Annotated in this window: 15 protein-coding genes; 7 read left to right on the forward strand and 8 right to left on the reverse strand. The window is 49.6% G+C overall.

The genetic code is table 11. The annotated features are described in order from the left end of the window. The first annotated feature begins 123 nt into the window (after nt 1–123). Nucleotides 124–2691: a family 20 glycosylhydrolase gene (locus R3187_RS07660; RefSeq protein WP_318966109.1), complete on the forward strand. Its 2568-nt coding sequence runs from the start codon at nt 124–126 to the stop codon at nt 2689–2691. 91 nt (nt 2692–2782) lie between these two features. Here the strand turns inward: R3187_RS07660 and R3187_RS07665 are convergent, their stop codons facing one another. The 3 genes from R3187_RS07665 to R3187_RS07675 form a co-directional block, all read right to left on the reverse strand. Then, nucleotides 2783–3493 (reverse strand): SapC family protein, encoded by a 711-nt coding sequence (locus tag R3187_RS07665; RefSeq protein ID WP_318966110.1) that lies wholly within the window; start codon nt 3491–3493, stop codon nt 2783–2785. Nucleotides 3494–3693: 200 nt separating this feature from the next. After that, complete coding sequence (locus R3187_RS07670; RefSeq protein WP_318966111.1) at nt 3694–4713, reverse strand: cupin-like domain-containing protein; 1020 nt, start codon at nt 4711–4713, stop codon at nt 3694–3696. 69 nt (nt 4714–4782) lie between these two features. Beyond that, on the reverse strand, nt 4783–7458 hold the full coding sequence (locus tag R3187_RS07675) for a TonB-dependent receptor (RefSeq protein WP_318966112.1): 2676 nt from the start codon (nt 7456–7458) through the stop codon (nt 4783–4785). Nucleotides 7459–7902: 444 nt separating this feature from the next. Between R3187_RS07675 and R3187_RS07680 the strand changes: the two genes are divergently transcribed. Then, entirely contained in the window at nt 7903–8928 is a 1026-nt protein-coding gene (locus tag R3187_RS07680; protein ID WP_318966113.1) for a LacI family DNA-binding transcriptional regulator, read from the forward strand. A gap of 71 nt (nt 8929–8999) precedes the next feature. Here the strand turns inward: R3187_RS07680 and R3187_RS07685 are convergent, their stop codons facing one another. Beyond that, entirely contained in the window at nt 9000–10601 is a 1602-nt protein-coding gene (locus tag R3187_RS07685; protein ID WP_318966114.1) for an AbgT family transporter, read from the reverse strand. A gap of 404 nt (nt 10602–11005) precedes the next feature. Here R3187_RS07685 and R3187_RS07690 point away from each other — a divergent pair, with 404 nt between their 5' ends. Next, nucleotides 11006–11755: a 3-hydroxybutyrate dehydrogenase gene (locus R3187_RS07690; protein ID WP_318966115.1), complete on the forward strand. Its 750-nt coding sequence runs from the start codon at nt 11006–11008 to the stop codon at nt 11753–11755. Nucleotides 11756–11798: 43 nt separating this feature from the next. Further along, entirely contained in the window at nt 11799–15287 is a 3489-nt protein-coding gene (locus R3187_RS07695) for a PAS domain-containing hybrid sensor histidine kinase/response regulator (protein WP_318966116.1), read from the forward strand. An 81-nt stretch (nt 15288–15368) separates the two neighbouring features. Here the strand turns inward: R3187_RS07695 and R3187_RS07700 are convergent, their stop codons facing one another. Both R3187_RS07700 and R3187_RS07705 read right to left on the reverse strand, forming a co-directional pair. Further along, nucleotides 15369–16022, reverse strand: coding sequence for a response regulator transcription factor (locus R3187_RS07700; RefSeq protein WP_318966117.1), 654 nt, complete (start codon nt 16020–16022; stop codon nt 15369–15371). 72 nt (nt 16023–16094) lie between these two features. Next, complete coding sequence (locus tag R3187_RS07705; protein ID WP_318966119.1) at nt 16095–18407, reverse strand: TonB-dependent receptor; 2313 nt, start codon at nt 18405–18407, stop codon at nt 16095–16097. Between the two features lie 154 nt (nt 18408–18561). Between R3187_RS07705 and R3187_RS07710 the strand changes: the two genes are divergently transcribed. From R3187_RS07710 to R3187_RS07720, 3 genes are all read left to right on the forward strand, one after another. Then, entirely contained in the window at nt 18562–19863 is a 1302-nt protein-coding gene (locus R3187_RS07710) for a GntP family permease (RefSeq protein ID WP_318966121.1), read from the forward strand. Nucleotides 19864–19873: 10 nt separating this feature from the next. After that, nucleotides 19874–21043, forward strand: a complete 1170-nt coding sequence (locus R3187_RS07715; protein ID WP_318966122.1) for an E22 family MetX-like putative esterase — start codon at nt 19874–19876, stop codon at nt 21041–21043. Between the two features lie 221 nt (nt 21044–21264). After that, nucleotides 21265–22011, forward strand: a complete 747-nt coding sequence (locus tag R3187_RS07720) for a substrate-binding periplasmic protein (protein WP_318966124.1) — start codon at nt 21265–21267, stop codon at nt 22009–22011. 132 nt (nt 22012–22143) lie between these two features. On the opposite strand, the gene R3187_RS07725 is transcribed toward R3187_RS07720, so the two are convergent. Next, nucleotides 22144–22566, reverse strand: a complete 423-nt coding sequence (locus R3187_RS07725; RefSeq protein ID WP_318966125.1) for a hypothetical protein — start codon at nt 22564–22566, stop codon at nt 22144–22146. Nucleotides 22567–22636: 70 nt separating this feature from the next. Next, entirely contained in the window at nt 22637–23473 is an 837-nt protein-coding gene (locus R3187_RS07730) for an REP-associated tyrosine transposase (RefSeq protein WP_318966126.1), read from the reverse strand. Nucleotides 23474–23482: the final 9 nt, after the last annotated feature.

The raw sequence follows: 23482 nt of genomic DNA on the forward strand, positions 1-23482 counted from the left end.
TAAGTCTTTGCCAAATTGACAGCGTTGTCATTTTGTTTTTCAGCATATAATAAATCTGACAAATAACAAGAGGCTTGTTTATATTTCAGCCGGAATTTTTCCGGCGCCGCCGGAGGCAGCTGCATGCGTTACATTTACATATTGTTTTTTTTGGGGTTTGTCAGCTGGTATGGCAAAGCAGCCATTAGCAGCCAAAGTGAACTGGCTGACTTTGCCCAGGGCGCTGAGCTCTGGTTTGCCGTTGAATCAAACTTACTGGCCGAACCCTCTAGCTTTAGCGGTAGCATCGAGCTTATCAACAAGTCAGCACAGGCATTGCCGGCCGGTAAGGCTGACTGGCAGATATATCTGCATATGGTACGGCGGCTTAACAGCACTGAGCAGGCTGGCCTGACATTACAGCATATTCAGGGCGATTTGCATCGCATTGCACCTACCACCGACTTTAAAGGGTTGGCAGCAGGTCAGACGTTACAACTGAATTTTCAGTCTGCACCCTGGATCATCAGCTACAGTGATTTTATGCCACGGGCATTTATTGTTGCAGCCGGTTTAATGCCCGAAATATTCGCCAATACCGATACTGAAGAATTCAGCCACTTTGTCCGGCCAATGACCGAACCCCGGCAATTGCTGCGCAATATTGGCGCTGGCGATAAATTTACCACTATGACCAATGAGCAGCGCTACCGGGATAATCAGGCAGCTAACGGCCCGCCGCTAACCAGTTCTCTGCTGCAACAACGTATTGTACCATCGCCAGCCAAGCTGCAGCCAGGTAAAGGCAGCGCGGCATTAAGCGACAAATGGCAACTGAATATCAGTGCTGAACTGCAGCAGGAAGGACAATATCTGCAGCAACAACTACAGCAATATTTTGGAACTGATATCGCGCTTGCCACGGCAACGGGCAGCCAACAAATCCGGCTGAAATTAACGGATAGCCAGGCATCCCACGGGGCTGAAAGCTATCAGCTACAGATTAGCCAGGATGTCATCGAGATTACCGGTACTGACAAAGCGGGCGTGTTTTACGGCATTCAGAGTTTGCTGGCGCTGCTTCCCGTCAAAGAAGAGGCAACTAGCGGCGTCCAGTTGCCACAGCTGTTAATCAGCGACCAGCCCCGCTATCGCTGGCGTGGTATGCACTACGATATGGGGCGTAATTTTCATGGTATTGAAGTTACCCTGCGGCTGATTGAACAAATGGCCCGCTATAAGCTGAATAAGCTGCATCTTCACCTGACAGAGGATGAAGGCTGGCGCCTGGAAATTCCGGGCTTACCGGAATTGACAGAGCTGGGCGCATATCGCTGCTTTGATTTAACCGAGCAGCGCTGTCTGCTGACCCAGCTTGGCACCGGCCCGCATACGTCAGGTTCAGGTAACGGCTATTACAGCCGTCAGCAGTTTATCCAGCTACTACGCTATGCGAAGGCTCATCATATTGACGTGATCCCGGAGATTGACCTGCCCGGCCATGCCCGTGCTGCCATTAAAGCAATGGAAGCACGGTATCAGCGGCTGAATCTGGCCGAACAGCCAGAGCAGGCGGCACACTACCGGCTGACAGAAGATCACGATCTGTCCGAATATCTGACCGTGCAGAATTATAACGACAACTCAGTAAATGTTTGTCTGGAATCAAGCTATCAGTTTATTGACAAAGTAATCAGCGAACTGCAGCAAATGTATCTTGATGCCGGCACTGAGTTAACGCTGTTTCATATGGGCGGTGATGAAGTGGCGAAAGGTTCATGGCAGGGGTCACCGGCTTGCCAGCAGCTGATTGCCATGCCAGACAACGACATTAACAGCATTGATAATTTAAAGCCCTATTTTATTAACCGGGTCGCACAGCTGACTGCTAAGCGTGGCCTGGCACTGGCCGCCTGGGAAGATGGCTTAATGGCAACCGCAGCCCAGCCTTTTGCCCGCAAGCAATTTCAGAATCCTCAGATAGTGGTCAATGCCTGGGATAATATCTGGGAATGGGGCTATGGTGACAGAGCTTATCTGTTTGCTAATGCCGGTTATGACGTAGTGCAATCGCCTGGCACTAATCTGTATTTTGATCACCCACAGGAAGCACACCCGGCCGAGCGTGGCTACTACTGGGCAGCGCGTTCCACCGACACCGAGAAAGTATTTTTCTACCGGCCGGATCATTTGTATCACAATGCTGACTTTACCCGCGATGGCACCGCTATTACTGACTTAGCAGCGCTGCTTGGCCGCGAATTACCGCAGCTGGAAAAACCGGAAAATATGCTGGGTATTCAGGGGCAATTATGGAGTGAAACCATTCGTACCCCGGCGCAACTGGAGCAGATGCTTTATCCGCGGCTGATTGCCCTGGCAGAGCGGGCCTGGCATAAAGCCGGCTGGGAGCCGGATAAAGCCAGCACTGCAGCTCGCGCTGACTGGCAACATTTCAGTCAACGTTTAGTCAGTTATGAACTACCCAGGTTACAACGAAGCAATAGCGGTCATTATTTGCCGCCTCCCGGAGCCATCCGCAACCAAGGCAAAATAATGGCTAACGCAGCCTGGCCAGGTTTAACCATCGAGTACAGTGTCAATCAGGGCCAAAGCTGGCAGCATTATCAACAACCACTGCCAGTCACGGCACAGCAAATATGGTTGCGCAGCAGGCTTGGCAAAGTCAGCAGCAGAATAATTAAGCTCTGAACCGGCGAAAGACCGGGTATCGCCCGGCCACGCTTCAGAACAAACAAAAACGGCACCTGTGTAGGTGCCGTTTTTTATCAACAGGCGGCTATCAGGCTGGTTTAGCCAGCTTTTGCACCAGTTTCTGGGTATGTTGCAGTGACATCAGATGAGCGTAGATAGCGGTCAGGAAGCCCAGCTTTCTAAGCTCAAGAAACACTTCATTGTCCAGCTCATTAAGCTTTTTCTCGTCAATCATATGAATACCATTAATATTGCGTGGTTCACCGTCAATAGTAATGGTTAATACCTGCTCTTTAATCAGATCCAGGCTTTTTAATTTCTCACTGAAACCACGGGTAACCCGGCTGAATTCAACGTATTCACCCATTTGTTTTTTCCGATCGGTCAGATAATCTGTTTCACTGCCATCTTCCTTAAATAATGGCAAACCGTCAGTTTCGTTAACCCGTGCTGACGATTCATCTACTGCTACCACTAACCTGTCACTGTTGGCTTCTGGCTGCACCAGCACCAACGGATAATTACGTGCGACCCGCGGTACATAAAGCGCATTCCATTTACCGTCTTCAAGCACCAGGTTCTGATTTGCCGCTAAACCCAGTAATACCACTGGCTGATAGCTGTCATTCTGACCATCTTTAACAAACACCACCGGAAACTCTGCCCCGGCAACCACGAATTCCTGTACTACTATTGGCAACATATGCTGATCAGCAATGTGGCTGAACGCATTTTCATTGCTGATCCTGGTTTTGGCGTGTTGTTCTTTATTTAGCGCGACTACTTTTTTCTGTTCCATAGATAACTCATTGTTATGGGATTTTTAAGATACCAGCTGTTTGCGGTGTTGATAATGTCAGCGGCTTAACCTGCTGTCACCGTCTGCTTTACTGGCGTACCGGCGTTATCTTGCGGTAAGTTTGGCTGCGAATCAACTGCTGAAGCTGATAAAGTATCGTATACTTTGACCCCAGTTCGGCCTGGCAGCAGTTATTAAACCTATTTATGTCCGGCAAGTGATTTAACAAGCCACTGGGTTATCGCCTGTTTTGTCACAAACGCACCTTGCCCCTGAATACCCCGCTTTTGCGGTGGAATATGAGCAAGCATTTCGTCGTCACAATTTAGTAAAAAGTGGCTGAATATGGCACTCCATGCCTGCCGTTGCTGCGGCGGTAACTCCCGAAAACTGAGTAGACTGTGCAACAAGCCATTAAACGGTGCCATTCTGCTGTCGGCAGAGCCGATCGAGCCTCCCCACCAGTAATTAACCAGCAAATTTACATCAGCGGTCGACTTTACCTGATGCCACCACAATGCCGGAATATACAGCGCATCACCGGGCTCAAGCTCAGCGACTAAAGCATGTTGCAGCGCCTCACGCGCTTTTGGAAATCGCTCAAAATCAGGTTGGCTAAAGTCAACCAGGCTAATGGGTGCCCCCGTTGGAGTATAGTCCAGCGGTCCGATATACAGGTTAGCTACCTGCTCGGGCGGAAATAATATAAAAGTCCGCTTACCGGCGACCACGCAGGCCAGGTTGTCAGCATCATCGAAGTGCGCCGGCACCATCACCTTGTTACCGAGCCAAACTCTCGGAATAACAGTATCCGCTAACAGTGGGTTTGGATTATCGGTAGTAAACTCCGGCATACAATTACTAACTAACGCACTTTGAGCCGCTATCCGAACAGCCTGCGGATCTGATTTCGTTTTTAGCAGCTGGGACAAAATAGCAGTGAGTGGATATTGGCGTTTTTCATAGTTAAACCCAGCCAGGTCCTCCTTATAGCCAATTCGTCCATCGCTGTCAGGCGCCAGCAGTAATGTATCAACCTGCCAGCCAGTATCCTGCCCGGCAATGTATTGCGACAAAGCCATGTCGGAAGTTGTGGCCGCCTGTACCATTGGCCAGTGGTTTAAAAGCCCTTTTAACACGGCTGGCTGAAAAGACGGCTTAATCTCGTTGTGCCACTGTGCCACAGACACCTTGTGCCAGCATTTTATTTGATTCAGCATGTTCAAATCCAAACAATAAAGGGGTTAACAGTTACTGTTAACCCCTTGGCAGAGCCTGCATTACCGCACTTAGAATGCCATTCTGATCCCGGCCGTAAAACGCCGGCCATTCTGATAAATGGAGAATAAACGCGCCGTATCAGTGTTGTACTCCACTACTTCTTCATCCGTCAGGTTAACAGCTTCCAGCGACAATGTGATGGTGTCAGTCAGATTGTAGCCAATGCTGGCATCTACCTGGCCATAGCTGTCGTTCCACAACTCATCACCATTAAAATGTAATCCTTTATACCACTCGGTACGGTAGTTATACATCAGACGGGCGCTGAATTTATCGGTTTCATAATAGGCGCTGGTGTTCATCATATGCCGCGACGTACCTTCCACCAAGCCAGAGCCCGGACGCGACAGTTGCCGCTCTTCATCCCGTTGCGCATTGGTGTAGGTATAGTTAGCACTAACGCCATAGTCACCGAACGCCTGCTGATATGTCAGCTCGAAACCATCAGTCGTGCCCCCAGGTCCATTTTCCGGCCGGGTAAAGGTCACATCAACCCATTCATCGCCTTCTTCCCAATAACGCTGGTCAACGAAGGTTGAGAAACTGCGATAGCTTTTAATATCCTTATGGAAGTAGGTAACTGCCAGCAATGCTGATGCATCAAAATACCATTCCCAGGACAGATCAAACTGGTCAGCAATCTGCGGCATCAAACTCGGGTTGCTGGCACTCCCGGTTGGCTGAGCCACATTTAAAGAACCATATGTAATAGAAGAAGAAATATTATTCCAATCCTGACGCGCCATCACCCTTGCCGCACCAAAACGCAGTATCTGATCTTCAGATAAATCAAAAGCAATATTCAGGCTTGGCAGCACTTCACTGTAATCGTTGCTAACTTCCACCCATTCCAGCACTTCAGGAGTCAGCCACTCACGGTCAATGGTCCACAGCCCCCATGAATCGCCAGAGAACTCATAACCACCTGAGGTTTGTTGGGTATCGACAAACCGAACACCGACATTACCGCGAAAACCCTCGCCTTCAAAATCACCTTGTACATACAAGGCGAGGATGTCTTCTTCTACTGCCCAAATTTCGGCCAGGTTTTTCGAACGGGCAAAATCTGCCGGCACGCCATTTAAGCCGTCAAAAGCAATCTGTTCCATCGCAGCCCGGTTGTGCGCCATTTGCTGTGTCATATTGCCATTAACAACAGCATCAATATCGACTGTTCCGCTAAACAGGCCGCACTGCGCCCAGTCATAACAAGTAGCAAAAATATGATCCAGGTAACTGCCAGCGACACTTTCATTGCCCGTCATCGTTTGCGGTCCGTGCCAGCTGTAAGCAATCCGGTCCTGCGTCCGCTCTGCCATCCGATATTTGGCACCGGTCTTTATCGCAGTGAAAGCACCTTTCTGAATTGGAATAGTAGAATCAAACTGAGCATAGGTTTCTTCATCAGTCGTCGGCTTTTCACCACCCCAAATCCAGCCCGGCCGGAACTGGGTCGGATCTGCTGCATCAACATCAGTATTTGCTGTTGGTGTACCGCCACGCAAATCAAAGTCATAACCAGTGCCACCTACAGGGCCGTACTCCCATGATGTTTCCCGGTAAGTGCCCCCTTTCGCTTCCGTGTGGCCAAGCTGGGTGTGCAACTCATAAGTGTCGGCACTATAATTCAGCTCAAAATCAATAGAGCGGGTCTCAGTAGAGGATACCCGGTTAATAAAGTTATACGCCGCTGTACCGGCAGCTGCGACTTCACCGGCCACAATGCTGCCGTTTTCCACTACGGTGTTAGTCAGTGAATCTGCGTTATTATTAACAAAAATTAACCAGTTCTGGTTATGGTTATTCGCATCAACTTTTGAATCAAGAATATTCAGTACCATATCCAGATTGTCATTGGGACGGGATTGCAACGATAAAAACAGCGTTTCGCGCTCTCGGTCCTGCTCAAAGCGTGGCACACCAATATGACTTGGTAATTTAGCATCTAAATCGGTATTGGTTGGCCAGCCAAGCACTTCAAATCCCTGCCGGACAACTTTACGATCTTGCTTGATTGCAGATACCAGCACACCAAAACTCTCTGCGTCGTTTTTCCACGAATACATGCCGGAAAGTTGCGGATCCCATTTTTCCGATGATTCTGAATACTGGCCTTCCAGAGAAATGTTGACGGAGTTGGCATCCAATGACAACGGTGTCCGTGTCCGCAGAATAACGGTGCCGCCGATTGAGCCTTCATCAATACTGGCCATCGGCGATTTATAAACTTCTAAATCTGAAACAAGGGCTGAGGGCAGCATGGTGTAATTAAAACTACGACCAGGGTTGTCCAGAATAAACCAATCAGCGGTTGCCACTGTCTGACCGTTTAATAACGTCCGGTTTGTCGAGGAGCTAGCACCGCGAATAGTGATTTTTTCACCTTCACCAAACTCCCGGCTGACACCGACACCGGTAATACGCGACAAAGACTCGGCAACGTTTTTATCAGGAAACTTACCAATGTCTTCCGCTGTCACTACATCGACAACCGCATTGGAATAACGTTTGGCATTCAGATTAGCCTCCTGGGAAGCCCGGATGCCCCGAACCTGAATAACTTCAACCTGTTGTTCCTTAACCGCGTCTTCCTGGGCCAGAACCGGTAATGCAGTCACTGCTGCTCCGGCGATCAAGGCCATTTTTACCGCTATAACGCTCTTTTTAAAGTTGTTGTGCAGCATGTGAATCTCCCGTTCCTGTGCTCTTTGGCTTGGTACTTTTTTTATCTTTTTATTGATGACAGCGTTGTCATTGAAATTAAACATACACAAATTATTTTTGCTTTGCAAAGAGTTTCAGCTGTTTTTTTCACCAGCTGATTTCAGCCTGGTTGCCAGCGATTGCTTTTAGTAATAAAAGCCTGCCAGCTACTAACGCTGCACACGGATTAAGTAAGACTATGTTATATATACACTTATAATATACGCATTTAGCAATACGTCCGTTTTTATACGCGCTGTCTGAAATATCTAATTGCTGTTTTATGGAAAAGCGGTTATTCAATAGATTAAATTGATCTTAAAAATTGGCTAGCGCTGTCATATGCAGCATGTGGTGATGTTATTAAAGCCGCTCAGTATGTTAAACTGAGCCGCAAAACCGGCTATGCCGACCTGAGAAGCACAATGAAAATAACCATAAACGATGTAGCAAAACTGGCAGGGGTATCGATAAAAACGGTATCGAGGGTAATGAACAACGAACCTTCGGTGCGCAAGGATACTTTTGATAAAGTGACTGCTGCGATGAAGCAATTGCAATATCAACCTAATTCAGCCGCCCGTAACCTGGCCAGTAGCCGCTCATACAGCATCGGTTATGTGTATGACAACCCTAATGCCTATTATGTGATTGAAATGCAGCGGGGTATGCTGGATGCCTGTCGCAAACATAATTATGAATTAATTATTCACCCTACTAATGCGAAGTCGCCGGATATCGTGCAGGAAGTGCTTGAACTGGTTGAGCGTTCCCGCCTGGCTGGGCTGGTACTCACCCCGCCATTTTCGGAAATGCCCCATCTGGCTGAAGCACTGGCGGAAAAAGAGATCGCCTTTGTCAGGATCATTTCCGGCTCCACCCCATCGCCGAAGCTCAGTAACTGTGTACTGGTAGACGATTTTACTGCGGCCTTTAAAATTACCAACCACTTGCTGGAACTGGGCCACACCGATATCGCCTTTCTGGGCGGGGACGAAGAACACAGCTCCAGCGGCGAACGCCAGGCAGGTTTTGAAGCAGCATTAGTCAAGCGCGGCCTGAAATCGAAACCTGAATGGGTCGTCTCCGGCCGCTACTCTTTTGAATCAGGCGTAGCCCGCGCCAAGGCGTTACTTAGCGCCAAACATAAGCCCAGCGCAATATTTGCCTGTAACGATGAAATTGCTGCCGGCGCTTTGTTCAGCGCCCGCCTAATGAATATCTCGATCCCGGATCAGCTGGCGATAGCCGGTTTTGAAAACAGTCCGTTCTCGCGCCAAACCTGGCCGCCATTAACCACGGCCCACCAACCGAATACCACCATAGCCCAGTATGCCGCTGAACTTTTATTTAAGTGCAGCAAGAAAACCCACAATAAAGCGGATGTTAAACAGCAAATGGTATTTATTCCGGAACTGCTGGTACGCGAGTCGACTTCAGCCGCCGGTTAAACGGCCAGCTTAGTCTGAAACGCTATAAAAAAACCGCTGATCACAGCGGTTTTTTTTTGTTTGTAGAGGTATTACCCGGCACTAAACTGATAGTAGGTTGGCGCATTGGGACCCACTGGGAAACCGCCGACAAATACCCACAGAATAAATAAAATGGTCCAGCCGACAAAAAACACCATGGAATAAGGCAGCATAGTGGCAATCAGCGTACCCAGCCCCATATCTTTTTTATAGCGTGCGGCAACCGCAAGAATAAGTCCGAAATAACTCATCATCGGAGTAATCACGTTAGTTACCGAATCCCCTATCCGGTATGCCGCCTGAATAACTTCCGGCGAGTAACCCACAATCATCAGCATAGGCACAAATATCGGTGCGGTAATCGCCCACTGCGCCGATGCTGAGCCCAGCATCAGGTTAACAAAGCCACACATGGCAATAAAGAACACAAACAACAGCGGCCCGGTGAGTCCCATCTCCTGCAACGCCGTTGCGCCTTTAACAGCAAAAATAGCGCCCATGTTTGACCAGCCAAAAAAGGCCACAAACTGCGCGGCAAAAAACACCAGTACGATATACAGCCCCATCGAACCAATGCTTTTCGACATTGCATTAATTACATCACGATCGGTTTGCATAGTGCCGACAATTTTGCCGTAGACAAAGCCCGGTATCGCAAAGGTGATAAAAATAAAGACTACTATCCCTTTTAAAAACGGCGAATCAGGAACGCCGCCGGTCTCGGGGTTACGTAAAATGCCCCACTCCGGCACTATGCTTAACGCCAATAACACCGCTAGCAGCAAAAATGCCAGGCCGGCGCCTTTTAAACCTGTTTTTTCACGGGCGGTCAGTGCATCAAGTTGTTGTGCCCCTAAATCAATCGACGCCTCACCAGCGTTATACTTCCCTAATTTAGGCTCAACAATTTTCTCGGTAACAATGGCACCTAAAGTAGCAATAACAAAGGTACTGGCAATCATAAAGTACCAGTTTGCTTCCGGGCCAACATTATAGGTAGGGTCAATCAGGTTGGCCGCAGTGGTAGTAAAGCCGGCCAGCAACGGGTCGACCGTGCCGATAAATAAATTGGCACTGTACCCCCCTGACACGCCGGCAAATGCCGCGGCTAAGCCTGCCAGCGGGTGGCGACCCAGTGAGTGAAATATCACTGCCGCCATCGGGATAAGTACCACATAACCCAGCTCTGACGCGGTGTTTGAAATAATACCGGCAAAAACCACCGTTACTGTAACCATCCGCGGCGAAGCATTCATTACCAGACCACGCATCGCGGCAGAAATTAAGCCGGAATGCTCGGCAATACTGACGCCAAGTAATGCCACCAGCACCACACCAAGAGGCGGGAAGCTGGTGAAATTAGTAACCAGATTAGCAATAATCCGTTGCAGGCCATCAACACTAAACAGACTGACCACCCGGATAATACCATCGGCTGAGCGCCCGGCTGCGCCTTCCGGCCGCGGATCAACAGCGCTGAAATCAAAGTAGGCGGCAACGCCGCTGCCGACAACCACCAGCACCGCGAATAAGGCAAACAGGGTAACCGGATGGGGTAACAAATTTCCCAGCCATTCTACCGTATCAAGAAAACGGGTAAACCAGCCACGCTTGGGTCCTGCCGGAACAGGGGTTCTGCCAGCGTTTGTCATAAATGAATTCCTCTTGGTCAAAGCACAGATAATCTGTTCAATTATCCGGAATTAGTTAACGGCTTTTTAGCCATTTTAAGGCTCACAGCAGGAAAATAGCGCAAGAGCCTGATATATCCCAGCTTAATAAGGCAAGAATGCGCACTTAAGCTGACTTTTTATATTATTTATTGTCCAAATCTATCACAGGAAAGCCTGACGGCAAAGCCTGAACCTTTGTTACAGCGGGCTATCCGGCCAAACCAGAGCTGAAAACAACAAAATACGCGACTAATTTTCTGTTGTACCAACAGGGCTTTGCACCCGTTGGATGCTTGCGTCAGCGCTACATAGCACTAAAGTACCGTTGTAACTGCTGCCGTGGCTGCCTAGCATAAGCTATTAACGATTACGGGAGTAACCATATGCGTGCAGTGATTACCGGCGGTACCGGCGGTATCGGTTTTGCTATCGCCAGTCATTTAGGCAAAGCCGGCTATCAGGTGGTATTGGCCGATTTAAACCAGACGCTGTTGCAACAAAAAGCAGCTGAACTCAGCAATCAGGGGATTGACGCTGACTACTGCGTGCTGGATGTGACTGATCAACAGGCGATTACCGACTGTGCCGACCGTTTTCCGGCTGACATACTGGTTAACAATGCCGGTATTCAGCATGTCGCCCGGCTGGAAGATTTTCCGCCGGAGAAATGGGCGCTGCTGCTTAGCGTAATGTTAACCGGTCCGGCGATGCTGACCCGGGCAATGTTACCGCATATGCGCAACAATAATTTTGGCCGGGTTATTAATATTGGTTCTATTCATGCAGTTATAGCATCACCATTTAAGTCTGCCTATGTTGCCGCCAAGCATGGCCTGCTGGGTTTCAGTAAGGTGGTGGCGCTGGAGAATGCCGATAAAAACTTTACTATCAATACCATTTGCCCGGCTTATGTAAAAACGCCGCTGGTTGAACAACAAATTGCCGCTCAGGCCAAAGAGCATAACCTGACCGAGCAACAGGTCATCGAGCAGATTATGCTGGCACCGATGCCGCAGAAAGCCTTTATTGATGTCAGTGAAATAGCGGCAATGGCGACGTTTCTATGCCAGGATGCAGCCAGGCATATGACAGCACAAACGCTTATTCTGGATGGTGGCTGGACAGCCCGCTAGCACTGAGCCGGTATCTGAGGCACAATCGGCCAATGAGTAACTGATGACCTCACCCGAACAAATGATCGAAAATGGCAGCGGCATTGGTTTAGCCACCATTGCCGCCATCTCGCTGGTATATCTGCTGATTTTATTCAGTGTTGGCCGCTTTGGCCGGCGTATTACTGCCCGGCATCCGCTGGCGCCCTGGATATTCAGTTTCGCGCTATCTATTTATTGTACCTCCTGGGCTTTTTATGGTGTAACGGCGCAGGCCGCGGTAAACGGCTGGTGGATCCCGCCTACCTATATTGGCTCTTTTATTCTGTTCTGGTTTGGTTTTAAATTAATCGCCCGCATCGCCATCGCCTGCCGGCGCTACCGCATTACCTCGGTGGCCGATTTTATTGCCACCCGTTTTGGCCATTCCCGCTCCCTGGCAGTACTCATCACCTTAATTCTGATTATGGCGGTTATCCCGTATATCGCCCTGCAGCTACATGCCGTCTCTACCAGTATTAATACGCTGGTGCAGGCAGAAGTGGGCCGGCACTGGTATACCGATACCGGCTTTTATGTCAGCTTGTGGATGGCAGTATTCGCCTTGCTGTTTGTCAGTAAAAGCGCCCGGGCTCATCAGCCAAACCCCGGGCTGATGACCGCCATTGCCTTTGAATCGCTGATCAAACTGTTAGCTTTGCTGGCTATTGGCTGCTTTGTGGTATTTGGTATGTTCGACGGTTTTGCCAGCATTTTTGACAGTGCCGCTGCCGACCCCGCTATCAGCAAGCTGCGGCAACAAGCGCTGCCTACACACGCTTACTGGCTGCATGCCTTGCTGGGGTTTTTCGCTACCCTGTGTTTACCCAGACAATTCCATGTCAGCTTTGTCGAAAACCAGAAATTAAGCCACCTGCGTAGTGCCCGCTGGATTTTCCCACTGTATTTACTGCTGATGAGTATCTTTACCCTGCCGTTGGCTTTAGCCGGCGTTATGCTGCTGGGTAACGATGTCAATATTGATGTCGTAGTATTGCAGCTGCCACTGGCGGCAAACCGCACTGACATCGCTCTGCTGGCCTATCTGGGTGGTTTTTCTGCAGCAACCAGTATGGTAGTGGTTGCCACCGTTGTGCTGGGTATTATGATAACCAATGAGTTGCTGGCGCCAGTGGTCTATCGCAGCAGTCAGCTGCAAGCGGCCCAGCAGAACAGAGTGAAAGTGGCCACACTGCGTCGCTCAGCAATGCTAACGGTGATGGCGCTGGGCTTTATTTACTACCGCTTCATTGGTACTGAAACCGGCTTAGCCCAACTGGGGCTAATGGCCTTTGCGTTGGTAGCGCAGCTGGCGCCGGCGTTAATTCTGGGGCTGCTGTCCCGCAAAGTAAACCGCCAGGGGGCGATGGCCGGGGTGCTGAGTGGTGCCATTGTCTGGGCCTATATATTATTGTTTCCGGAAATCAGCAGAGCAGGCCTGATGGGGTCGGCCTGGCTGAGTCAGGGCCCCTTTGGCCTGGTATGGCTGGCACCGCAGCAATTGTTCGGCTGGCAGGCCGACCCGTTAAGTTTAGGGGTATTACTGAGCCTGACAGTGAATTGTCTGATGGTGTTGCTGATCAGTCGGTTTAGTAATACCCGGGTCAGCGAATGGCTGGAAAGCGGCCGCTTTTTGCGGGCCCAGCTCAGTACTGATCATAACCGGCGCAGCGTGGCGCTGAGCGTGCAGGACTGCTACTTACTGGTCAAACGCTTTGCCGGCGAAAAAGAAGCACGACGGCTGTTACTGCGCAATTTAAAAGATCCGAACCCGGCACAGAATCAGCTGGCCCCGCTTAATCTGGTGCAGGCAGCCGAGCGCAGTCTGGCAGCTGTTGTGGGTGGCGCATCAATGCGGCTGATTATGGATGCCGCAGGCAGACACGCCCAGTTGCCGATGGAAACGGTGGAACGTTTTGTTGATGAAGCCAGCCAGGTCTTTCAATTTAACCAGGCGTTACTGCTCTCTACGATTGATAATATCAGTCAGGGCATCAGCGTGGTCGATGCCGATTTACGGCTGATAGCCTGGAACCAGCGCTATATTGATATGTTCAGTTACCCACCGGGCATGGTCGAAGTGGGCAAACCGGTCGCCGACGTTATCCGCTTTAACCTGCAACGCGGCCTGATCGACAGCGAAAATATTGATGCCGAAGTCAGCAAACGGCTCAGTTTTCTGCGTCAGGGTAGCAGCTATAAGTTTCAGCGCCAGCAGCAGGATGGCAGAGTGCTGGAAATGCAGGGCAGCCCCTTACCCGGCGGTGGCTTCGTTACGACCTATACTGATGTCAGCTCGTTTATTGAAGTGCAGACGCAGCTGGAACAAAGTAACACTTTACTGGAGCAACGGGTAACTGAGCGTACGCATGAATTACAGCAACTGAATCAGCAACTGCAACACACTCAAAAGCAACTGGAAACCAATACCGCTGCCAAAACCCGTTTTTTTGCCGCAGCCAGTCATGACTTAATGCAGCCGTTTAATGCCGCCGCCCTGTTTGCCGGCTTATTGCGCCAGCAAAGCACCACCCCCGAGCTGCGGCAGTTAAGTGTCAACCTGACCAACTCGCTTAATTCGGCCGAAGAGCTGCTTACCGCCATTCTGGATTTAACCAAGCTGGATTCCGGGGTAATTAAAGCCTACCCGCAAACGGTTACTGTCAGCCAGTTGCTGGATGACATTGGCCGCGACGCTGCCGTACTGGCAGCTGAAAAAGGCCTGCAGTTCCGGGTACATAGCAGCAAACTGAGTGTCAGTACCGACCGCAAACTGGTAAAGCGGGTTATTCAGAATCTGCTGGCTAATGCGGTGCGCTATACCAGTCAGGGTAAAGTGATACTGGGTGTAAAACGGGCGGGCCAACAATTACAAATCAGGGTTATGGATACGGGGGTTGGTATTGCCCGGGCCGATCAGCAACGGATATTTGAAGAATTTCAGCAAGGCAGTCAGCCGGATCAGAAAGGCCTGGGCCTGGGCCTGGCAATCGCCCACAGAATAAGCGCCATTTTAGGGCATTCTCTGACGGTACAGTCGACACCGGGTAAAGGCAGTTGCTTTTGCTTATCACTGCCATTAGCGGCCGCAGCGGCAACCCCGGCTGTTTCTGCCGCGGCCAGCAGTGAAATCAGCGCCAGCTTCGCCGGCAAAAAAATCTTACTACTCGATAACGAAGCGCACTTACTCAGTGCGGTCAGTGCGTTGCTAAGCAGCTGGCAGTGCCAGGTTACGGCGGTAAGTCAGCCCGGTGAAGCCTTAGCTGCGATTAGTCAGGGACTGAAACCCGACTTATGCCTTTTTGATTATCATCTGGATAACGCCGCCACCGGGGTGGCCGTTGCTGAGCAGCTGGTCAGTCATTTTGCGATAAATGTACCGGTTATTATTCACTCAGCAGATCATGATCAGAATATCCGCGAGCAGGCACTGAACAGTGGCTTTTACTTTTTATTAAAGCCCTTAAAGCCGGCTGCATTAAAGCGCTTGTTTCAGCGCCTGCTGCGGGATTAAGTGCCTGTTGCGGGATTAAGCGCCTGTGGTGATTGACAAACCAAATCTGAGGATACGTATAATAAGTCTGGCTGAATGCAATCAGCCAGAGTAAGTTTCCGGCAGGCGCAGCTTTTCAAACATAATGCCGGCCAGGGTGCGGTTATTGACATTAAGCTTACGTAAAATAGCCGAGACATGCTGCTTAATCGTGGTTTCCTGCACATTCATTTCATAGGCAATCTGCTTATTCAGCAAACCGTCGGCAATCATTTTCAACACCCGGAACTGCTGCGGGGTCAGTTGCTCTAAGCGCTCGGCAAAGTCATTATCGATAAGCGGCTTGGCGTTTTTAACATCTTCTGCCAGGCCGGGTGGTAACCAGCTGTCGCCGTTTAACACGGCACTGATGGCGTCAGATAACAGCTCCAGCGGTACCGATTTAGGAATATAAGCCGCCGCACCTAATGCCAGCGCCTGTTTAATAATTACCGGGTCTTCCTCAGCTGACACCATAATAACCGGCACATCCGGGTATTCGGTGCGCAAGGCGCTAAGGCCGGTAAAACCGTCAGAGCCGGGCATTTTTAAATCAAGAAAAATAAAGTGGGTATCGGGATGCTGGCGCAGTAACGGCCAGACTTGTTCCATCGTTTGCGCCTGCAACAGCAACGCATCGTTACCTAAAATGGCCGACGAGGCCTGGGCTAAGGCAACCCGGAACAAAGGATGATCATCAGCGATGATGGCTATCATAACGTTTACTTCTGAGCACTTGGGCTCACTATAATGAACCGGGGCTTTCGCCCCGGCAAGGTTTTTAACACATCAGAAGCGGTAAGCAACTGTTAAGCTGACTTCACGTGGCGCGCCATAATAACCGATTAAGGTATTATCGCCGCCTAAGCCAGGAATAAACTCACCCGGATTAGCCGGATCTGGCGCGATAAAAGCGTAGTTACCGATCAGATACTGCTCGTCGGTCAGGTTTTTACCATGTAAACCCACCCGCCACTGGCCATTTTTGCTTAACCAGGTCACGCCCAGATTCAGCAAGCCATAAGCATCCTGTGACAGCAGGTTATCCAGTTCAACCAAATCATAATCACTGCGATAGGCATAGTTACCATTAAAGATAATATCGCCAAAATCAGTAATCATGTCGTAGCTAAAGCCCACTGTAGCAGTGGTTTCAGGGGTGTTGGTAATGGTGAAGCGGTCGGAAATATCCACCGCACCTTCCACCGGGTCAAAGGTCAGCGCCTCTTCAAACGAAGCGTCGATTAAACCAATATTGGCATAAATATTCAGGTTACGGCTGGCTAACCAGGTCATTTCCAGTTCTGCACCGGTTGCTTCCGAACGGCCAACGTTACCCAGCCGCTGGTTTAATGCCGAGGCATCATCCGGATCCGGAATAACCGAAATATACTGCCGGTCTTTATGCTCCAGCATAAACAGGGTGGCATTTAAACGCAGGTTATCGTTCCAGTCGCTTTTAATGCCGATTTCGTAGGAATTAACTGTTTCAGGATCAGCAGCCGGTTCAGCAACAGTTGCCCGCGGGTTAAAAGTACCCGATTTGAAACCCTGACTAAAGCTTGCGAACAGCATCATATCGTTGCTGTGCTGGTATTCCACACCAATTTTCGGGGTCAGTTTGTTCCAGCTTTCTTTATCATCCAGCACGATAGGGGTGGTTAAACCATCCGGCCGCACATACCCCGGGATCCAGCCAGACTCCGGGTATACGGTATCAAATATCAGGCCGTTGCGAACCGTAGCTCTTTTTTCATCTTTGGTGTAACGCAAACCGGCAGTAATTGACCACTTATCAGATAAATCATAACTGCCCTGGGCATAGGCAGCAGTGCTGTCGGTGTTGCTGCAGCCACCTACTTCACGGGTTAAGCCCGGAGCACCCAGCGACTGACCTAATACTTCAAGCACGGCGTCGAACACGCCACAGGAGTCGGCGGTGTAGTAATACAAACCTGACACCATTTTAAAACCATCAGTCTGATAATTTAACTGCAGTTCCTGGGTGAAATTTTCATCGTCATAAATCGCCGGCACATCGAAAATCCGGATAGAGGTATTATCAAAGTCGATGTTAGTCGGTGAATAGCTGGTGCGCTCTGAGGTAATCGATTTTAAGGTAAAGTTATCGTTAATATCCCACTCTGCCGTTAAACTGATTCCATCAGTTTCCACCTTATTCGAGGTCGGCATACTGGTGTAAGAGTCGTACACACTATCAGGCACCGGCGCATCGGTTAGCAGGCTGGGTAGTAATCTGAAACCGCCTTTGGCATTAGAGTCATCTTCGGTTTTATCGTAGTTCAGCCGGAAAAACAGGTTGTCCTGCGGCCGGTATTCCAGAGTCAGACGCAATGCCTGTAAATCTTTATTATAGTTTTCCCGATCCTGCCCCGGCAGTGCCGATGTCAGAAACTGTCCGTAGCCATCGCGTTGTAAATTAGCGTAGCCCACGCCCAGATACAGGGTGTTAGCAATCAGTGGGATCTGGCCGGTTACTTTAACATCACGCTGGTTATAACTGCCGACAGTGCCGCTGATTGAAAACTCAGTGTCACCTGTCATCTCGCGGGTTACATATTTCAGCGCGCCGCCGATGGTATTTTTACCATACAGGGTACCCTGTGGGCCGCGCAGTACTTCAATCCGCTCGACGTTCAGAATATCCAGCACCGCACCCTGTGGCCTTGCAACATAAACATCATCAATGTAAATACCAACGCCAGGCTCATAACCCCACAATGGATCTTCCTGACCCACACCACGGATAAAAGCCGTTAACGTTGAGTTAGTACCCCGGCTGGCCTGCAAGGTGGTATTAGGTGAGAACTGTTGTACTTCAACAACCGAAGACAAGCCACGCTCAGCAATATCAGTCGCCCCTATCGAGGTTACCGCCACTGGCACTTCCTGCAGACTTTCAACGGTGCGCCGGGCCGTAACTTCAATTCGTTCCAGTTTTAATTCAGCTTCAGCGGCGGCTTGTTCCTGAGCCATCACCGGCGCTGCCAGACAAGTACTGATCGCCAGCGCTAACAGGCTGGGAGTAAGGGCCGGGCGGGTAAACTTGTGCTGTGCATCTTTGTTATAGTTATTGGCCATCGTTGGCTCTCCTGCTGATTGATTGCAAAATGTGGTACTAACCAGTGGTGATACTGTAGGCCTAAACGCGGAATTTTTAACCTGTACCTTAGTACTATGGTGACAACAGCCAAGCTGTATCAGACTAGCTGAAAATGATAACAAGGATTTGCCGATGTTAAGTATCTTTGGCTTACTACTGGGTTTAGGCTTGCTGATCGTGTTCACCATGCGCGGTTTTAATTTATTTATCACTGCACCTTTGTGTGCCTTACTTGTTGCAGCAACCAATGGTATACCATTTTGGCAAGTGGCTGATAAAATTGATTTTGTTCATGGCTATATGAATGGCTTTGCCGGTTTTGTTGCCGCCTGGTTTCTGATGTTTTTGCTGGGGTCGCTGTTCGGTAAACTGATGGAACACACCGGTGCTGCCGATGCGGTGGCGCTGGCGATTGTTAAACGGCTGGGCCACACCCGGGCCGTGCTGGCCATTGTGCTTGCCTGTGCCGTATTAACCTACGGTGGGGTAAGCCTGTTTGTCGTCGCATTTTCTGCTTATCCGATGGCCGTCAGCTTGTTTAAAGGCGCCAATTTACCACGGCGCTTTATTCCGGCGGCATTAGCGCTGGGTTCAGTTACCTTTACCATGACCTCTGCCGGTTCGCCGGAAATTCAGAACTGGATCCCCATTCCCTATCTGGGAACCACACCCTACGCTGGCTGGCAGGTCAGTATCGTGGTAGCGCTGTTTATGGCAGTCGGTGGCTATTTAAGCCTGATGTGGATGATTAAAAAAGCCGTGAAAAACGGCGAGCAGTTTATCCAGCGCAGCAGTGACCCGACGTTAACCGATAAACCCCTACCTCACTGGTTAACCGGTTTAATTCCTTTGTTAGTCGTGCTGGTCACTTCCTTCCTGCTCCACGACAGTCTGCAGCAGGCCGCGTTAATCATTGCTTTAGCTGGCGGTGTGGTCAGTTTATATCTGCTGAATTTCCGTTTTCTGGCTAACCCGGCAGCTGCCACTAACGAGGGGGTGCTGGGTGCCTTGCTGGCCATTGGCAATACGGCTGCGGTGGTGGGTTTTGGCAGTGTTGCCAAGCTCACTCCGGCCTTTAGCAGTGTAGTGGATTATATGACTCATTTGCCCGGTCCGGAGCTGGTTGGCGCAGCCGTTGCTGTCAGTGCCATTGCCGGTTTAACCGGTTCTGCTTCCGGTGGTCAGGCGATTGCCCTGCCGGAAATTGCGCCGACTTATTTAGACCGCGGGGTTGATGCCGAGCAACTGCATCGGGTAGTGGCCATTTCATCAGGCGCACTGGACTCACTGCCGCATAATGGTTATGTGGTTACTACTATCCGTGCTATCTGTGGCGAGACACATCAGAACGCTTACTGGCCTATGGCCGTAGTCAGCGTGCTGATGCCATTACTTGGTGTGGTACTGGCTATCATATTGTTTCAATGGTTTTAAGGATTAAATAATGAAACTATGCCGATCGTTTTTATTACTGACATTCTTGCTGCTTGGCTGGCACAGCCAGGCCATGCTGGTCAATAAACAAGCCTTTGCAATAGAAAGCTTTAAAACAGAAAATGGTGCCGTAATAAGCCCGGTAAAAGTCGGCTGGGAAGCTTATGGCAAGCTTAATGCCGATAAATCTAATGCCATACTTATTACCCACTTTTTCTCCGGCAGTTCCCATGCGGCCGGCAAATATACTGAAGCTGACGCCGCGCCGGGCTACTGGGATGCCATTATCGGCCCCGGCAAAGCCATTGATACCAACAAATATTATGTGCTCAGTGTCGATACGCTGGTTAATGCCAATGTGTTCGACCCCAATGTTATCACCACCGGCCCTGCAACAATTAATCCGGCAACCGGCAAGCCCTATGGTTTAAGCTTTCCGGTGGTGACCATTGGCGATTTTGTTGAAGTACAAAAAGCGCTGCTCGACAGTTTAGGCATCAACAAACTGCATGCGGTTATCGGCGGTTCAATGGGTTCTTTTCAGGCGATTGAATGGGCCACCCGTTACCCTGAGCGGGTTGAACGGCTAATCCCGGTGATTGGCACGGCTTATATCGATGCCTGGGCTGCAGTGCGTTTAGAGCGCTGGGCCTATCCGATTAAACAAGACCCGGCCTGGCGCGGCGGCGATTACTATCAGCATGGTCAGCCAGAGCAGGGTTTAACCACTGCCCTGGCGTATATTATTCAGGATGCGGTTTACCCCACCGGCTTTAATATGCGCTATCCGGCACCGGAAACCGATAAAGCGCCGCATCATGATATTCTGGCCAGCTTTTCTGCCTGGGATCAACTGATGGGTCACGCCAGACTGCGCTCGCAACTGCAGGACGCCAATCATATTCTGTACTTAATCCGTGCCTCCCAGTTGTACCGGGCCGGCATGGGCGATAACTGGCAGCAGGCACTCAGCCGGGTGCAGGCTAAAACCCTGTTTCTGCCAGCCGCCGGCGACCAGCTGCTGCTACCAGAAATGGCAAAAGCCAGTGCTGAGGCCATGCGAGCGGCCGGTAAAACCGTTGATTATGCCGAAATACCGGGCATCTGGGGCCACCTGGATGGTGTGGTAGGGATAAATGCCGTAGCAGATAAAATTCGCAGCTTTATAGAATCCGAATAACGATATTTTTGTCAGTTCCTGGATGGGATGCCGCTTGCACAGGGTGTCCCTTTTTCTTTGCTACTCTTTACCAAGTTGATAGAAAACTGATATTTACCTGATTTCTACAGCCAACCTCTCGTATTGCCCGCTAATTATGTAACACTTTCAAATACCGAAACTAATAACAGCTTTTTTTTTCAACAGCTTTGTTATTGCATTAGTCAGAAAGGTTGCATCATATGGTTGTCAGGTTATTTAAATTACTACCGCTGCTGCTATTACTCATTAACAATGCCCCCCAGGCCGAAGTGATCCGCCTGGCCAGCAGTAACTATTATCCACACTATGGTGAACAACTGGCCGAGCAGGGCGCGGCTATCGAAATTATCCGCCAGGCCTTTGCGCTGCAGGGTGTGCAACTGGAAATAGACTTTCTGCCGTTTGCCCGGGCGCTGTACGAAAGTCAGCAGGGTAACTACAGTGGCCTGGTTGCCGCCTGGTACAGCGAGCAACGCACTGCCCATTTTTATTACTCGCAGCCGTTATACGCCAACCAGATTGTCTTATTTAAACGTAAAACAGACACTATCCGCTATCAGAATTTTCAGGATCTGGCCAGACAACAGCAGCGGCTGGGTGTGGTGCAGGGTTATATGCAGCCGATGGGCTTAATTGAAAGCGGCATTAAAACCATTCAGGTTGCCACTGACGAACAGGCACTGGCCATGCTGGCGCTGCAGCGGGTCGATCTGGTGCCTGCTGACTTACTTAACGGCCTGTATTTACTTGAACATAAAATGCCGCAACATCAACAGCAACTTGAGTGGCTTACCCCTGCCCTGGAGCAACGGCCAATGTATCTGGTGTTATCAAAAAAAGACCCGGCAAACGAGCAGCGGATAGAGCGTTTTAATCTGGGCTTACAACAGTTAAAAGCGTCTGGCCAGTATCAGCAGATTATTGATAGCTTATTGCCGCAGTATTAGTGACTTCAGCGCTGAATAACATGCTGTGCGTGCAGATAAAGACGCGGCAAGCAGGTTTGATTACGCTAATCACACTGAAAGGCTAATAAGTAGATCCATGCCTTCCAAAAATCAAAACCCGGCCCGAGCATTTTAATCACTAATTACTAATCGCATACTAGGAAAACCATTAATATCAATTATTGGCGTAATCGAATTAAAACAGTCTCGATCACTAGGTGGCTTACTGTTACAAGACTCAAATACCCCCACAATACTGTAAACCTTATGATGTGTAATATTCAGTTGCTCGGCAAAATTTTCGGGAATATCTATTTTCACCATATTAGCTGGCTCAAAGTAATCTTTTGAAAAGGACAGCCAATATTGTCCATAATATCCCCTACTTTTGGTATCCACATATCCTGTAACTACTACTTCTTTCTCATGATAGCGCTCAGGCGTTGCAACCAGATTTATTACGGATACCATACATCTCTGTTCATCAAGGCCACCACATCCATTCCCTAAAGTGTAGAATGGCGTAACTAATAGAAACAATAATATTAATCTCATAATCAATAGCATCCTCGACCTGGATATGTAATGTTTGAACAGTTTAGTGATGTACCTCGAACCCTAGGGGTCAGGTCTTGTCTTTTGCCACTATCTTACTCACGCGCGAGTAATGCAAGCCAAAATGACTGCCAATCTCTTTAAGGGTATAACTGCCAGAGCGATATGCAGCAACAATTGCCTGATTGCGCGTATCGGCTGCCTGCTCATACTCTGCAAGTGATTGAGCTGCTCCGCGCCACTGCTTTTTGGGAATGTCGGATAAATCCTCATAATCGTTTAGCAGCGCTAAATGAGCTTGAACAAAATCATCATTACCAAAAAAAACCTGGTTGGTTAGCTTGCCCCAAAGCGATACTCCCTCGCCTTGCTGCACAAATTCTGCGTATTTTTCTCGTGCAATTTTACGCTGTTTGGCAAACATAGCCAGTAAAGCGTCTGTCGCCAGCCAGGAAGGGGAAGCAAGTCTCCCCACTACCGCATGCCAACTGCTCCACCGCCAGTCCTCAAGCGTTTGTACCATATTTGCCCGGATAGGATTGAGCACAATATAACGGCTTAGCTCAAGTAAATAGGCATCCTTGTCTACCAGTATGGCTTTATATCTGCCTTGGAATAAATGCCCTACCCGTTGGTGCTTTCGGTTAATTGCCTGAGTGAAAGTACCGTTTAACTGGCGCATGCCTTTACTTAGGTTGGCGTCTGGTGTTTCTAGCAGTAAATGGTAATGGTTGGTCATCAGGCAATAGGCATGCACCACCCAGTTGTACTGCTCACACACCTTATCCAGTAGCGTTAAAAACAGCTCGAAATCGGTATCATCAAAATAGATAGCTTTGCGTTCATTTCCCCGGCAGGTGATATGATAAAGTGCGCCAGCAAATTCCAGCCTTAAAGGTCTGGCCATAGTAGTTGC

This window comes from Arsukibacterium sp. (assembly GCF_033721375.1).
Classification (GTDB): Bacteria; Pseudomonadota; Gammaproteobacteria; order Enterobacterales; family Alteromonadaceae; genus Alishewanella.